Origin of the sequence: Gordonia sp. OPL2 (genome assembly GCF_003797825.1) — a bacterium.
Taxonomy (GTDB): Bacteria; Actinomycetota; Actinomycetes; order Mycobacteriales; family Mycobacteriaceae; genus Gordonia.
The window spans coordinates 72,717-87,398 of sequence record NZ_RKME01000021.1 but is presented as its reverse complement, the minus strand read 5'-3'; the positions used below and the strand labels follow the sequence as shown (position 1 = coordinate 87,398).

Genomic DNA, 14,682 nt, shown 5'->3' with positions numbered 1-14,682 from the left:
CGTACCGCCTCCGGATCGGGAGAATCTCCCCATCTTCACCTAGGCGCCGTATCGGTGAGGCGCGCTCAGTCGATCACCCCGGACTCCCGTCCACGCCGAACGGCGTCACGCCGGTTGGGCGCACCGAGGCATGCCAGGATCGCGGATACGTGATGGCCGACCGTCTTCTCGGAGAGATAGAGGCGTTCGGCGAGTTCGGCATTCGTCATTCCCTCGGCCATGAGTGACAACACCTCGACCTGCCGTCGCGTCAGGCCGGCCCGATTGGACAGGGTCGACGACCGCTTTCGGGACGGGATCGTCATCGCCCCCTCGGCACGGAGCGCGCGACGGACTCGGTCCGCCGTCGCATACGCGCCGAGCCGATCGAGGCCCGCCAACCCGGCAAGGATCTGTTCGCGGTCACCGGTCTCGGTGAGCACCAGGGCGGCATCGAACTCCGATCCGCACTCCGCGAGACCCCGGGCCGCAGCAGAGACGTCACCGTCGAGATGAGCGGCGAACGGCGGGGCGACACCGTCTGCATCACAATCGATCCCGACTCTCCTCAGCCACACCGCGAGATCTCCGCGCGACCATTCGAGCCCGTCTCCGTGCGTCTGCAGCATCTCGGTGAACCGGGACACCCTGTCGTCGGGCACCCCGGTCAGCCAGACCTGTTCGACCAGTGCGGTTGCGACAGGAAGCATTCGGAGCGGTTCACCGTAGCGCCGGCCCAGCTCCCATGCCTCTTCCAACTCGGGACTGCGCTCGGCCCGGCGGCGTAACGCGGTGAGGCCGCGCACCAGGAGCGGCCACGTATGTGCCAGTGGCGCCGACGCAACGTCCAGGACCGCGGCACTGTCCTGGAGCGCGTCGTCCCACCGACCCTGCAGAAGGCCCAGTCGCGCACGAGAACCGAGCTGCCATACCCGACAGACCGGGAGGTCGCTCGCGATGGTCATGTCGATGCTCGTCGCCAGCAATTCGGCAGCCCGCCGGAGGCGGCGCTGCTCGACGTCGAAGTGGGCGAGGTTGCTGTATCCGCTCGAGTATAGCTCGTTGAGATGGCGGGGAGCCCGGGCGAGTACGTTCATGAGGCCTGCGCGGGCGTCGGGATCGCCGCACACGATGCCGCAGATCGCGTCGACGATGGCGATCCGATCCTCCAGGGACGGGTCGTCTGTCACGGCGGCGACCTGACGAGCCCGGGCGAGATGCTCACGCGCATCGGCGACCGTGCCGGCATGAACGGCGAAGAACGCCCGCATCGCCAGGGCATGACCGAGCGCGGGCGTGGGTGGATGGCCGGGTTCGAACACCGTGATCGACTGCGCGACATGGTCATCGCTTCCGGATCGGTTGCCGTTGTACCACTCGTAGACGGCAAGCGCGATGTTGTCGGTGCTGACACCGTCGATGTCGCCGCCGGCCTCGCGCAACCCGAGTGCGTGCCGGCACGCGACGATCGCCTCCCCGAGTTGATCGGTCAGGTACAGCTCGGCCGCGAGCAGTTCCAGTATCTCGGCATCGTCCGCACGATCGCCGACGCCCGAACCGAGTGCGGTGCGGAAGAACTCGGCGCTCTGGCGATGGGCACCGGACCGAGCGGCCGTCCGCCCTGCAGCGATCGCCGCCGACCGCAGACGCGCGGAGTCACCGGCGTGCCGTGCATGGTGAGTGATGGTGGCCTCATCGGGATCTCCGACAGTGTCGTGCGCAGCGATCAGACGCTGATGGAACCGGGTTTCGGCGCCCGGCGGCACGACACTGGTCAGGGCTTGGCGGTAGAGGTCATGCCAGAAGTCCACACCTCTGGTCGTCCGACGGATCAGATGGAACCCGTCGAGCAATCGGAGCGAGTGTGCACCGACTCCGAGCGCCTCCATCACCGGATCAGGAATCGCTCCGGGCGAGCACGTCAGGAGATTGAGCACCTCCCAACAGTCCGTGTCGAGACCGACGGTCCGCGCGAGAATCGCGTCGCGGACCGTGGCCGGCAGATCGGTTCCGTCATGGTCGAGCAACTCCGTGACGAAGAAGGGGTTGCCCGCGGTGCGACGATGCAGCGCCTCGGCATCGTGCTGTCGGGCATCGTGCTGTCGGGGGCCCAGCAGCTCCGCCACGGCATCGACCGACAGTGGCCCGAGAGGTATGGTCGTCGCCGACGACGACCGCGCGATGTCGCCCTTCAGCACCTGGACGGGAGCACCGTCACCCGTCCACTCGTCGCGAGCGGTGATCACGACCACCGTGGACGTGCGGTGAATCCGACGCACCGTGTGCCGCAAGAAATCGGTCGTGCCCTGGTCGGCCCAGTGGATGTCGTCGATGACGAGGATCGTCGGAGTCGACGCCAGATCACGCGTCACCGCGTCGAAGATGTCGTACGCGTGGTCCGCACCGCGAAGAATGCGCCGGGTTTCGGGGGCCAGGTCGTCGACGATGTCGAACAGCGCGCCGAGTGGACGCGGGGTGGACAGCGGATCACACATTCCCCACAGCACCCGCATTCCCGGCGCGTGCGCGCGCGTGAACTCGTCGACGAACGCCGTTTTCCCGGCTCCTGCCTCGCCGGTGATCAGCGCGATACCGCCCTGCCCGGCGCGCGCCCGATCGGCGTGTGCCGCCAGCCTCGACAGCTCCGCATCCCGCTCCAGGAGAGCCACAGCCAGACCATAGGCACCACGGCTCGCACCACACAAGGCCTGCTCACATCACGCGACCGCCGGAATCTGCAACATAGGGCGCTTCTCCCGATGTCGAGGACACCGGCCCCGGGGGACGCTCGATGAGCACAACGTCCACACGACACACCAGAGGAGAACACCATGAAGACCTTCGTCATCGAACGCGAGTTCCCGGGGGCGGCCGACCTCGACTCGTCCGCACTCGCCGAGATCGCCCGCACGTCCAACGCCACGGCCGAGTCGTTGGGCGTCCCCTACCGCTGGGTGACCAGCTACGCCGCCGGCGACAAGGTCTACTGCGTCCACCAGGCCGACGACGCATCGACCGTCCGCGAGCACTCGCGACGTGCCGGTTTCCCGTGCACGGCGGTCACCGAAGTGTCGTCGGAGTTCGGTCCGCAGTCGGCCGGCGCCTAGACGGCCGTCCGTGTCATGGCAATGGTCCGCGCCCAGCGCGGACCATTGCCCTCACACACAGATCAGTCGCCCGACGGCGGCGTGTACGCGCCCGTCTGCTGCAGAATCCACGCCAGCTCGAAAGCGACTTCTTCCCACTGCTTGTAGCGGCCGCTGACGCCGCCGTGGCCCGCCGACATCTCCGTCTTCAGCAGGACCGGATTGTCCGAGGTGGTCTTGTCCTGCAGACTCGCGACCCATTTCGCCGCCTCGGTGAACAGCACTCGGGTGTCGTTGAGTGACGTGAGCGCGAGGATCGGCGGATACGGCCTGGCGCCGACGTTCTCGTACGGCGAGTAGGAACGCATGTAGGCGTAGACCTCGGGATCGTGCAGCGGATCGCCCCACTCGTCCCACTCGATCACCGTCAGCGGCAACGACGGATCGAGGATCGACGTCAGTGCGTCGACGAACGGGACCGAGGCCAGGATGCCGTTGAACAGTTCCGGTGCCAGGTTGGCCACCGCGCCCATCAGCAGACCGCCGGCAGAGCCGCCCTCGGCCACCATCTGGCTCGGAGTGGTCCATCCGGTGTCGACGAGATACCGCGCCGAGTCCACGAAATCGGTGAAGGTGTTCTTCTTCGTGAGGGTCTTGCCGTTGTCGTACCAGTACCGGCCCATCTCACCGCCACCGCGGATGTGGGCGAGTACGAACACCACCCCGCGATCCAGCATGGACAGGCGCGACACCGAGAACGACGGGTCGATGCTCATCTCATACGAGCCGTACCCGTAGAGCAGCAGCGGGGCGGGACGGTTGCCGTCAGTCCCCTTCCGTCGCACGATCGACAGTGGGATCTCGGTTCCATCTGCCGCCGTGGCCCATTCGCGCGACTGCACGTAGTCGGCGGGGTCGTACCCGCCGAGCACGGGCTGACGTTTCAGCAACGTCCGCTCGCCGGTGGCGACATCGAGGTCGAGGATCTCGGTCGGTTCGACGAAGCTCGTGTAGCCGAGTCGTAGTCGCGGCGTCGACCACTCGGGGTTGCCACCGAGACCGACCGAGAACAGCTCCTGCTCGAAGTCGACCTCGACGAAGTCGGCGGCGGTCGGAATCCCCTCGATCCGACGGAGATCGGCGATCGCGAGCTTCGGCAGCGCCGATCGCCGGTACGACAGCACGAGGTAGTCCTCGAAGGCGTCGAGATCCTCGATGCGGCGGTCCGGATCGTGCGCGAGGAGCTCGGTACGGTCCGCGGGATCGGCGACGGGGGCGATGTCGATGGCGAAGTTCTCGGCCTTCGCCCCGTCCCGGATGTCGTTGTGGACGATGACGAAATAGTCGTCGCCGCCGATCACCGCGTGCTCGACGTTGTACTCGACGCCTTCCACCCGCGGTGCGACACTGCGGAACTCGCCGGTCGGGTCGTCGGCGGGCAGAACGTACACCTCGGAGGTGATCTTGGAACCGACACCGATCATCAGGTACTTGTCGCTGCGGGTGGACCCCATGCCCACCCAGTACTTCTCGTCGGGCTCGTGGAAGACGGTGACGTCTTCTGTGCCGGCACCGATGTCGTGGCGCCACACGGTGTCCGGCCGCCAGGCGTCGTCGACGGTCTGATAGAAGACGTGCCGTGCGTCGGCCGACCAGACCGCACCGCCCGCGGTGTCGCGGATCTCGTCGTCGAGGAGCTGACCGGTTCGAAGGTTCTTGAAGCGCAACGTGTATCGCTCGTCGCCGACGACATCGGTACTGTAGGCGAGCCAATCGCCGTCGTCGCTGACGGTCAGCGCGCCGAGACTGAAGAAGTCGTGACCTTCGGCCTCGACATTGGCGTCGAGCAGGATCTCCTCGCCGGGCAGCGCGGCATCGGCGTCGAGAACCGGCGGTGTCCAGTCGTCGTCGGCGGCGATGGGACAACGGCACCGGATGCCGTACTGCTTTCCGGCCTCGGTGCGGCCGTAGTACCAGTATCGACCACGTCGGCTCGGCACCGACATGTCGGTTTCCTGTGTGCGGCTCTTGATCTCGCCGAAGATCTGCTTACGCAGCCCGTCGAGTTGATCGGTGTGCTTCTCGGTGAACGCGTTCTGCGCCTCGAGGTAAGCGACGACCTCGGGATCGTCCTTGTCGCGCAACCACTCGTACTGGTCGACGAAGGTGTCGCCGTGATGGGTCCGTTCACTGGGGACCTTCTTGGCCACCGGTGCGGTGATGTCGGAACTCACAACCGTCTCCTACTCGTGGTTCGGCCAGTCGGCGAAGGACTTCTGCGAAATCCATTCGTAGGCCTCGATGTATCGTGCGCGGGTGCGGGACACCACGGACTCGGGCAGCTCGGGCGGTGGCTGATCGGCCACCCGGTCCCAACCGGAATCCTCTCCGGTGAGCCAGTTCCGCACGATCTGCTTGTCGAAGCTCGGCTGCACCTCACCGGCCCGGTAGGACGCCGCCTCCCAGTACCGCGACGAGTCCGGCGTGAGCACCTCGTCGGCGAGGACCAGCTCGCCGTCGTCTCCGACTCCGAACTCGAACTTGGTGTCGGCGAGGATGATTCCGCGATCGGCGGCCAGGGCTGCGCCCCGCCCGTAGATGTCGAGAGTCGCCGTGCGCAACTGTTCCGCACGGTCAGCCCCCTCCTGCTCGACGACCCGCTCGAAGCTGATGTTCTCGTCGTGGTCACCCTGAGCCGCTTTCGTGGCGGGGGTGAAGATGGGTTCGGGGAGCCGACTCGCCTCGTCGAGTCCGGCCGGCAGTTCCACTCCGCACACCGACCCGGTTGCCCGGTAGTCGAGCAGGCCCGATCCGGTGAGGTAGCCCCGCGCCACGCACTCGACCTGAACCATCGGGAGCTTCCGGACCACCATCGACCGGCCGACGGCCTCGGCCGGGATCCGCTCATCGGTGGGTCCGCCGGCGAGGTGATTCGGCACACCGAGCACGTCGAACCAGAAGAAGCTCATCGCGGTCAGGATGCGCCCCTTGTCGGGGATCGCGGGACTGAGGATGTGGTCGTAGGCCGAGATCCGGTCCGAGGCCACCAGCAGCAGGGTCTCCGGATCGATCTCGTAGATCTCGCGGACCTTCCCCGACGCCAGATGGGTATACGTATTCAGTTCCGGACGCATGGCTTCGACCTTAGAGGTATGACATCCTGCATCGCATGACCGGTCCGCAGATCACCATCACCTACTGCACCCAGTGCAACTGGCTGCTCCGGGCATCGTGGATGGCGAGCGAGCTGCTCAACACCTTCGGCACCGAACTCGGCTCGGTCACCCTCGTACCCGGCACCGGCGGTGTCTTCCACATCGAGGTCGACGGCGCGCAGGTGTGGGAACGCAAGCGCGACGGCGGGTTTCCCGACGCGGTCGCCCTCAAGCGAGTTGTCCGTGACGTCGCACTCCCCGACTGGAACCTCGGTCATGCGGATCGGACCGGCGACCCTTCGTGACACTCCGCTATCGCTCCGTTCCTCAGGGATCACCCTTCGATCCCTGAGGTGCGAGCGGAGCGAGCCTCGAAGGGTCAGAGGATCGGCGCCGGGCTGTAGGTGGCCGCGTCGGGGTAGTCGGCGACGATCTTCTCCGCCGCCGCGATGACATCGGCCACCTGCTGCTCGGCGGCACCGACGAACGCGGTCTTGTCGGTGAGCAACTCGTCGAGCTGTGCCCGGTCCAGGGGAATGCGGTCGTCGGCGGCGAGCCGGTCGAGCAGGTCGGGCTCCCGCCCCTGCTCGCGCATGGCCAGCGCCACGGCGACCGCGTTCTCCTTGATCGCCTCATGGGCGGTCTCGCGTCCGACACCCGCCCGGACCGACGCCATCAGCACCTTCGTCGTCGCCAGGAACGGGAGATACCGGTCGAGCTCGTTCGCGATGACGGCGGGATAGGCGCCGAACTCGGCGAGCACGGTCAGGAACGTCTCCATCAGGCCGTCGAGGGCGAAGAAGGCGTCGGGCAGTGCGACGCGGCGCACCACCGAACAGAAGACGTCACCCTCGTTCCATTGCGCGCCGGCCAGTTCGGCGGCCATCGACCCATACCCGCGCAGCACGACCTGCAGGCCGTTGACCCGCTCGCAGCTGCGGGTGTTCATCTTGTGCGGCATCGCCGAGCTGCCCACCTGGCCGGGCTGGAATCCTTCGGTGACCAGCTCGTGACCGGCCATGAGACGGATGGTGTGGGCCAGCGAGGACGGCCCGGCCGCCACCTGGACGAGCGCCGACACGACGTCGTGGTCGAGCGACCGCGGATAGATCTGGCCGACCGAGGTCAGCGAGCGGGAGAACCCGAGGTGATCGGCGACCCGCGACTCGAGGTCGGCGAGCTTCGTGGCGTCGCCGCCGAGCAGATCGAGCATGTCCTGCGAGGTCCCCATCGGCCCCTTGATGCCGCGCAGCGGATACCGGTCGAGGAGTTCGCGTACCCGGGTCAGCGCGATCATCAGCTCGTCGGCGGCGCTCGCGAAACGTTTGCCCAGCGTGGTGGCCTGCGCCGCGACGTTGTGGCTGCGTCCGGCCATCACGACCGACGAATACTGAGCGGCCCGTTCGACGATCCGCGCGAGCACCGCCACGCCGTGCGCGTGGACATACTCGAGGGACCGCAGGATCTGCAGTTGCTCGACGTTCTCGGTGAGGTCACGGCTGGTCATGCCCTTGTGGATCTGCTCATGCCCGGCCAGCGCGTTGAATTCCTCGATGCGTGCCTTGACGTCGTGGCGGGTGACGCGTTCACGATCCGCGATCGACGGGAGGTCGATCTGGTCGACGACCCGCTCATAGTCGTCGATCGCGCCATCGGGCACGTCGATCCCCAGGTCGCGCTGAGCCTTGAGGACAGCGATCCACAGCTGCCGCTCCAGGGCGATCTTGTGGCGCGGCGACCAGATCTCCGCGAGGTCGGCGGAGGCATAACGACTGGCCAGGACGTTGGAGATGACGGGCTTCGACACGGGGACAGTCTAGTCGCGCCGGGCTGTCCGCCCGAATCCGACGTCGGCGGCTCCCGAGGTGTCAGTTCGGAGAGCTCAGAGGGCGAAGCACGCCCACCCCGAGCCATATCCCTGGTGGACCCGATAGAGGGTCTTCGGTCCGGTGACACCACCCTGCTGGGCGTACAGTCGGCGATCGCCTGGCCGGCGGGGTACCCAGCGGATCGTCGCGATCGCACCGTCGGCGGCTGCTGCTCCCAGGAATCGCGGAGCCTGACCGTTCTCCTGTTCCCAGAAGGTGACCCGTCCGGTGGCGTTGACCGGAACCGTCAGGTCATAGAGGCAGCCCGAACCGTAGACCACCGACGAAAACGGGACACCGGCGTCCACCCCGCCGACCGGGGCGGCCGACGCGGTGCCCGGTGCGAACAGGACACCGGAGAGAGCCGCCGCGATCAGACCGCTGAGCACGGTCCATCTCCGCCGAACTCGCCTAGGCCGGGCACTCATCGATCGCATCATCTCGTCGTCTCCCCCTCCAGGTTGTGAACCTCTGTCACTCGCGCGGCGCGAGGACGTCGATGACCTCGTGCAGGGCGTCGCGCGCCGCCACATAGGCATTGCCGTGCCGCGAGCCGAGTGCCCCCACGACCGCGCCGTCCTCCACCGCGATCAGCTGATTCACGTGGACCGGGTCGGTGACCCGGTACGACTTCTGCAGTACATCCGAGTGCATCTCCGCGAGCAACTTCCGGCGATCGACGACGACGTCGCGCAGTCGGGGGTACCGGGCGGCGAGCGCGATCGTCTCGTAGCGGGCCGCGAGCGTCTGGATCGTCGTGTCGGGCCCGACGAAGACCTCGGCGAGCGCGTCGGCGGTGGCCTGCCCTCCACGCCGCCGCTTGGGCAGCGCGTCGCGACGCTCGGCGATGCACTCCTCGTCGTGCCGGCACACGTTGGCGGCGGCCTCCGCCATCAGATCCTCGAGCGATCCGAAGTAGTAGGTCGTCGACGCCAGGGGCAGTTGTGCGCGTTCGGCGACCGCACGATGACGCACCGCGTCGAACCCTCCCTCGAGCAGCAGGGCACCGGCGGCCTCGATGAGTCGGGACCGACGCCGCAGCCCCTTCGGGGTGGCCGCCGAAGTCATGGAATCATGCTGCCAAAGGCGTTGCCTGCCTGGGATTACTTTGGCAAAAGCCGTGACGCGGTCGGGCATTTCGACTATGTCGCGCAGCTGTCGCGCCACCACGCACTCACGCGGTGGGGGTGGGACGATCACGGGATGGACGACGAGACATTTCTGCATCGGGCGATCGACCTCGCAGCCGACGCACGTGCCCGTGGTGATCATCCGTTCGGGGCACTGCTTGTCACTCCGGACGGCGAGATCGTTGCGAGCGCCCGGAATTCGGTCAACACCGACAGCGACCCCACCGGGCACGCCGAGACCAACTTGGTGCGCGAAGCGGGACGTCTCGTCGATGCCGACACCCGTCGCACGCTCACGCTGTACACCAGCACCGAACCGTGCGCGATGTGCGCCGGCGCGATCTACTGGGCCGGGATCCCGACGGTCGTGTATGCCCTCAGCGAGGTGGACCTGGCAGCGATGACCGGTGACGACCCGGCCAACCCGTCGATGTCGCTGCCGTGCCGGGAGGTGTTCGCCCGTGGGGCACACCCGACGGCGGTCCGCGGACCGTACGACATCCCGGCCGCCCACGAGGTCCATGCGGGATTCTGGCGCGGCTGAGTCGGGCTGTCACGCCCTCCGCCGTCGCCTGATCCCATACCCCCGGGGGTATACAATGATGCGTAACCCTCACGAAAGCAGGTGCGGAGATGGTTGGTGATGACGAGTCGATCACCGTCGTACTCAATCGATTGCGTCGGGCCCACGGACAACTCGCGGGTGTCATCTCGATGATCGAACAGGGTCGTGACTGCAAGGACGTGGTCACCCAACTCGCCGCGGTGTCCAGGGCGCTCGACCGTGCGGGTTTCAAGATCGTCGCGACCGGCCTACGGCAGTGCCTGACCGGTGAGGACGCCGACAACAGCGAACCGATGACCGAGGAGCAGCTGGAGAAGTTGTTCCTGGCGCTCGCCTGAGCGTCGAACACCATGCCGCCCCCACGGAAAGGACCGGCCATGCAACTCGGCCTCACCGCAACCCTGACCACGACGTTCGACGATGCCGTCCTCCGCACACGAGAGGCGCTCTCTGAGCAAGGGTTCGGCGTTCTCACCGAGATCGACGTGACGGCCACGATGAAGCAGAAGCTCGACGAGGACATCGAGAAGTACGTCATCCTGGGCGCCTGCAATCCGTCGCTGGCTCATCGCGCGCTCGGTGTCGACCGTCAGATCGGCCTGCTGCTGCCGTGCAACGTCGTCGTCCGCGACGACACCGAGCATCCGGGCACGGTGATCGTGGAGGCGATGAACCCGGACATCATGGTCCGGGTCACCGACGCCGCCGGACTGCGCGACGTCGCCGACGACGCAGCCACCCGGCTGCAGGCCGCGATCGATGCCCTGGAGAACCCTGGCGCCGGCCCAGGCGCGTGACGGAACCGATCAGGTCCGCACACGCCACGCGGCACCCGCACGCGACTACCGGAAGTAGTGCCCGGCGTCGATGTCCTCGATCAGGCCGGGCGCCTCGGGCTTCCAGTCCATCAGCTCGCGGGTGATCGCCGACGACGTCGGGTTGTCGACGCCCACGAACGCGGCCAGATATCCGAAGCGTTCCGCAGCATCGTCGGGTTCGACTGCAGCCGTGTCGATTCCGAGGCCTCGCCCGATGGCTGCTGCGATGTCCCGGAATGCCACGCCGTCGTCGCCGACCGCGTGCAGGCGGGTTCCCGCAGGGGCCGCCTCGAGGGCCAGCCGGTACAGACGTGCGGCGTCGCGGGTATGCACGGCCGGCCACCGGTTCGCACCGTCCCCGAGGTAGCCGGCGAAACCGTTCTGCCGGGCGAATCCGATGAGACCGGGGACGAATCCGTGATGGTCGAGATCGCTGTGCACCGACGGAGGCAGACGCAGGACCGACGAGCGGACGCCCCGATCGGCGGCCGCAATGATCGCGTTCTCGGTGGTGATGCGGTACCCCTGCCCGAACGTGTCGTCCTCGGCGCCGGGCCGCCCCGTGATCCCCATCATCGCGATCAACGCGGTGCCGGATGTCCCGACGAACGGCTTGCCGGATCCGGCCATCGCGTCGAGCATCGCGTTCACTGCGATCAGATCGGCGTCCGCGGCGGCGGCGAGATCGCCGGTCACCATCAAATCGTGTTTGAAGGCGAGATGGAGCACCCCGTCCGCCCGTCGTGACGCATCGACGAGGACGTCGATGTCGTCGAGGCCACCTCGGATGACCTCGGCACCGCGGTCGGCGATCGCCGCGGCTGCAGTATCCGAACGCGCCAGCCCGGCAACGGCGTGACCTGCGGCGACGAGCTCGGGAATGACGGCCGAGCCCACATGACCGGAGGCACCTGTGACGAAAACCTGCATGACTTGCTCCTGATTCCAGTGATGACAGTTTCTGACATCACTGACTGTACGCGCGATGTCAGATACTGTCATCACCTATGATCGGCGGCATGGGACGTTGGCCGACCGGATCACGCGACCGCCTGCGGGAGGCCGCGCTGAGCCTGTTCGCCGAGCGCGGCTACGAGGGCACCTCCGTCGCCGACATCGCCGAGAGCGCCGGTGTCACCGAGCGCACCTTCTACCGACAGTTCGGCGACAAACGAGAGGTGCTCTTCGACAGCGAGCACACCCTCGAACACGCGATCGTCGAGCGACTGCTCGCCTGCCCACTCGACATGGCCCCCCTCGACGCGATCGGCCGGGCGCTCGACGAGGCGGTGGGCACGTTCTTCGCCGATCGGTTGCCGTCATCCCGGCTGCGTCAGACGATCATCGACGCGAATCCCGAACTTCAGGAGCGAGAGGCCCTCAAGATGGCCTCGTTGACCGACGCCGTGTCGAAAGCCTTTGTCTCCCAAGGACTCGACCCCACGACGGCATCGTTGACCGCCGAGATGGGGATCGCGGTGTTCACGATCGCCTTCGCGAACTGGGTCAGCCCGGGCAACACCGAGCCACTCGCCGTTCTGCTGCGCGTCGCGATGACGCGGCTGCGTGAGGTCGCCGCGACCGGCGGGGCGACGTCGCCTGATGCGCATCACTGACACCAGGATCACCGATCCCGCACCGTTGACCGGATAATCCGGCTATCGGTGCGACAACGGTGACGCTCGTGTCAAGGATTCCGGCCGCGAGCACTGCGGGCCTGCGAGCCTGCGAGCACCGTCACATCCGGCGGCGTGCCGGATCAGTGTCTGTCGAAGTGGTCGGCGCGCACCAGTAACCTGTGGAGTCGATGACTGCCGAACACGACTCGCCGACGACACCCACCGGCCCGACCGAGCAACGCCTCGGCCGGGTCAGTCGTCGTTCGGTCCTTGCCGGCGGGCTGGGAGCGACCCTGGTCGGCGCACTCGCCGCGTGCTCGAACGATGCGCCGACGAAGGTCGAGCCACGCAAACTCGAGACGCGCGCCGCCGACGACGAGTTGCCCTCGGAGACCAGCCCGCCGCAGATCGCGGGCGGTCCCCCACTGGTCACCGGCAGTTTTGTGTCGGCGAAAATGGGCGGTCGCGAGACCCGCTGGGCGGTCGCGCGACCGACCGGGGTGTCCGGTCGGTTGCCGGTCGTCGTCGTCCTGCACGCTCTGAACACCAACGAGAAGTCGATCTTCTCGTCGAAGCTCGAGATGCAGAACGTCCTGCAGCGCTACGTCGATGCGGGCAATGCCCCGTTTGCGCTGGCCGCGGCCGATGCGGCGCGCAACTACTATCACCCTCGCGCCGACGGCACCGACGGTGGAGCGATGATCCTGGACGAGTTCCTGCCGATGCTGGCGTCGAATGCCGATCTGAATCTCTCGACCGAGCGGATCGGTCTGTTCGGCTGGTCGATGGGCGGCTACGGGGCGTTACGCCTGGGAGCGCTGCTCGGCGCCCCGCGGGTCTCGGCGATCGCGGTCAGCTCACCCGCGATGTGGGCCGACCCGCGCAACTTTCCGCCCCGCGCATTCGACTCGTATGAGGATTACCAGGCGAATTCGCTGTTCGGACAGCAGCAGGCCTTCGCGAAGATCCCGCTGCTCATCTCCATCGGGTCGTCGGACCAGTTCTTCACCTACACCCGCCAATGGGCGGCCGGGCTGCATCCGCCGGCGGCGTTCGGCACCACCGCCGGTGGGCACACCAACCGCTACTGGCGCAGCGTGCTGCCCGAGCAGGTCGAGTTCCTGGGCCGCAACCTCGCCCGCTGACGAGGGTTCGCGCCGACCCGGCGGCGACGGGACAGCGCCAGGCGGAGGCTTCAGAGGCTGATGTCGCCGTCGAGCGCGGCCTTGCCGATGTCGGTGCGGAAATGCGAGCCGGGGAGTTTGATCCCGGCGATCCGGTCATATGCCTGCGCGCGCGCCTCGGCGAGGTCGGCGCCGGTCCCGACCACGGCGAGGACTCGACCGCCGGAGGACACGACGGCACCGTCGTCGTTGCGTGCGGTGCCCGCGTGCAGGACTCCGTCACCGTCGGCGCCGGTGATGACGTCGCCGGTCCGGGGCTTGCCGGGGTAGTTCTCCGCGGCGACGACGACGGTGACGGCGGCGCCATCGGACCACTGCAGCGGCGGCAGTTGATCGAGCGTGCCGGTCGCGGTGGCGGACAGCGCTGCGCCCAACGGCGAGGTGAGCAGCGCGAGTACCGCCTGCGTCTCGGGATCACCGAAGCGGCAGTTGAATTCGACGACGGCCGGTCCGTCTTGTCCGATCGCGAGTCCCGCGTAGAGGAGACCGGAGAATGGGGTGCCGCGCTTGGCGAGCTCGGCCGCGACCGGCTTGACCACGTCGTCGACGATCTGTCGGGTGACCTCGTCGGGCAGCCACGGCAACGGCGTGTAGGCGCCCATGCCTCCCGTGTTGGGTCCGGAGTCGTTGTCGCCCACCCGCTTGTGGTCCTGCGCGGGGATGAGCGGGACCACGGTCTCGCCGTCGACCAGCGAGAACAGCGACACCTCGGGGCCGTCGAGGAAGCTCTCCAGCAGGACCGGGTGCCCGTTCTCGAGCAGTTCGGCGGCGTGATCGCGGGCGGCCAGGCGGTCGTCTGTCACCACCACGCCCTTGCCTGCTGCCAGACCGTCGTCCTTGACCACCCAGGTCGGGCCGAAGCGGTCGAGCGCGGCGTCGAGCTTGGCGGGGTTGTCGACGATCTCGCTGTGCGCGGTGCGGACGCCGGCAGCGGCCATCACGTCCTTGGCGAACGCCTTCGACCCTTCGATCTGGGCGGCGGCGGCACCTGGGCCGAATGTCGCGAAGCCGGCCTCGCGCAGTGCATCGGCGACTCCGAGCACCAGGGGCACCTCCGGACCGATGACCACGAGATCAGCGGCGATACTCGTCGCCAGGGCGACGACCGCCTCGGCCGACGCGACGTCGACCTGGTGGTTGGTCGCGATCGACGACGTCCCGGCATTGCCGGGGGCGACATGCAACCCCGTGACCGAGGGGTCCGCCGACAGTCCGAGGAGCAGGGCATGTTCGCGGCCGCCCGAGCCGATCACGAGTACGCGCACGGTGACGACTCTA

The 14,682-nt window shown here is 67.6% G+C and carries 15 protein-coding genes; 7 read left to right on the top strand and 8 right to left on the bottom strand.

The window, feature by feature from the left end:
- Positions 1-65: 65 nt before the first annotated feature.
- Positions 66-2,648: a helix-turn-helix transcriptional regulator gene (locus EEB19_RS18620; RefSeq protein ID WP_187588836.1), complete on the bottom strand. Its 2,583-nt coding sequence runs from the start codon at positions 2,646-2,648 to the stop codon at positions 66-68.
- A gap of 162 nt (positions 2,649-2,810) precedes the next feature.
- Here EEB19_RS18620 and EEB19_RS18615 point away from each other — a divergent pair, with 162 nt between their 5' ends.
- The gene (locus tag EEB19_RS18615; protein WP_187588835.1) at positions 2,811-3,086 is read left to right on the top strand and encodes a DUF4242 domain-containing protein; all 276 of its coding nucleotides are present in this window, start codon (positions 2,811-2,813) and stop codon (positions 3,084-3,086) included.
- A gap of 62 nt (positions 3,087-3,148) precedes the next feature.
- On the opposite strand, the gene EEB19_RS18610 is transcribed toward EEB19_RS18615, so the two are convergent.
- Together EEB19_RS18610 and EEB19_RS18605 are read right to left on the bottom strand one after the other, a co-directional pair.
- Complete coding sequence (locus EEB19_RS18610; protein WP_262365768.1) at positions 3,149-5,299, bottom strand: S9 family peptidase; 2,151 nt, start codon at positions 5,297-5,299, stop codon at positions 3,149-3,151.
- A 9-nt stretch (positions 5,300-5,308) separates the two neighbouring features.
- Positions 5,309-6,199, bottom strand: a complete 891-nt coding sequence (locus tag EEB19_RS18605) for a phosphoribosylaminoimidazolesuccinocarboxamide synthase (RefSeq protein WP_187588834.1) — start codon at positions 6,197-6,199, stop codon at positions 5,309-5,311.
- A gap of 35 nt (positions 6,200-6,234) precedes the next feature.
- Here EEB19_RS18605 and EEB19_RS18600 point away from each other — a divergent pair, with 35 nt between their 5' ends.
- Positions 6,235-6,525: a SelT/SelW/SelH family protein gene (locus EEB19_RS18600; protein WP_187588833.1), complete on the top strand. Its 291-nt coding sequence runs from the start codon at positions 6,235-6,237 to the stop codon at positions 6,523-6,525.
- 74 nt (positions 6,526-6,599) lie between these two features.
- Here the strand turns inward: EEB19_RS18600 and purB are convergent, their stop codons facing one another.
- The 3 genes from purB to EEB19_RS18585 form a co-directional block, all read right to left on the bottom strand.
- Positions 6,600-8,027, bottom strand: a complete 1,428-nt coding sequence (gene purB / locus EEB19_RS18595; protein ID WP_187588832.1) for an adenylosuccinate lyase — start codon at positions 8,025-8,027, stop codon at positions 6,600-6,602.
- Between the two features lie 75 nt (positions 8,028-8,102).
- A complete protein-coding gene (locus tag EEB19_RS18590; RefSeq protein WP_262365767.1) occupies positions 8,103-8,477 on the bottom strand; it encodes a hypothetical protein in 375 nt (124 codons plus the stop codon).
- An 85-nt stretch (positions 8,478-8,562) separates the two neighbouring features.
- The gene (locus tag EEB19_RS18585; protein WP_187588830.1) at positions 8,563-9,156 is read right to left on the bottom strand and encodes a TetR/AcrR family transcriptional regulator; all 594 of its coding nucleotides are present in this window, start codon (positions 9,154-9,156) and stop codon (positions 8,563-8,565) included.
- A 135-nt stretch (positions 9,157-9,291) separates the two neighbouring features.
- Between EEB19_RS18585 and EEB19_RS18580 the strand changes: the two genes are divergently transcribed.
- The 3 genes from EEB19_RS18580 (at position 9,292) to EEB19_RS18570 (ending at position 10,580) form a co-directional block, all read left to right on the top strand.
- The gene (locus tag EEB19_RS18580) at positions 9,292-9,762 is read left to right on the top strand and encodes a nucleoside deaminase (RefSeq protein ID WP_187588829.1); all 471 of its coding nucleotides are present in this window, start codon (positions 9,292-9,294) and stop codon (positions 9,760-9,762) included.
- Positions 9,763-9,851: 89 nt separating this feature from the next.
- Positions 9,852-10,121: a metal-sensitive transcriptional regulator gene (locus tag EEB19_RS18575; RefSeq protein WP_187588828.1), complete on the top strand. Its 270-nt coding sequence runs from the start codon at positions 9,852-9,854 to the stop codon at positions 10,119-10,121.
- A 39-nt stretch (positions 10,122-10,160) separates the two neighbouring features.
- Positions 10,161-10,580 (top strand): DUF302 domain-containing protein, encoded by a 420-nt coding sequence (locus EEB19_RS18570; RefSeq protein WP_187588827.1) that lies wholly within the window; start codon positions 10,161-10,163, stop codon positions 10,578-10,580.
- Positions 10,581-10,625: 45 nt separating this feature from the next.
- Here the strand turns inward: EEB19_RS18570 and EEB19_RS18565 are convergent, their stop codons facing one another.
- Positions 10,626-11,531: an SDR family oxidoreductase gene (locus tag EEB19_RS18565; RefSeq protein WP_187588826.1), complete on the bottom strand. Its 906-nt coding sequence runs from the start codon at positions 11,529-11,531 to the stop codon at positions 10,626-10,628.
- A gap of 89 nt (positions 11,532-11,620) precedes the next feature.
- Between EEB19_RS18565 and EEB19_RS18560 the strand changes: the two genes are divergently transcribed.
- Both EEB19_RS18560 and EEB19_RS18555 read left to right on the top strand, forming a co-directional pair.
- Positions 11,621-12,217: a TetR/AcrR family transcriptional regulator gene (locus EEB19_RS18560; protein WP_187588825.1), complete on the top strand. Its 597-nt coding sequence runs from the start codon at positions 11,621-11,623 to the stop codon at positions 12,215-12,217.
- A 191-nt stretch (positions 12,218-12,408) separates the two neighbouring features.
- Positions 12,409-13,365 (top strand): alpha/beta hydrolase family protein, encoded by a 957-nt coding sequence (locus EEB19_RS18555; protein WP_187588824.1) that lies wholly within the window; start codon positions 12,409-12,411, stop codon positions 13,363-13,365.
- Positions 13,366-13,415: 50 nt separating this feature from the next.
- Here the strand turns inward: EEB19_RS18555 and purD are convergent, their stop codons facing one another.
- A complete protein-coding gene (gene purD, locus EEB19_RS18550; RefSeq protein WP_187588823.1) occupies positions 13,416-14,669 on the bottom strand; it encodes a phosphoribosylamine--glycine ligase in 1,254 nt (417 codons plus the stop codon).
- Between the last annotated feature and the right edge of the window lie 13 nt (positions 14,670-14,682).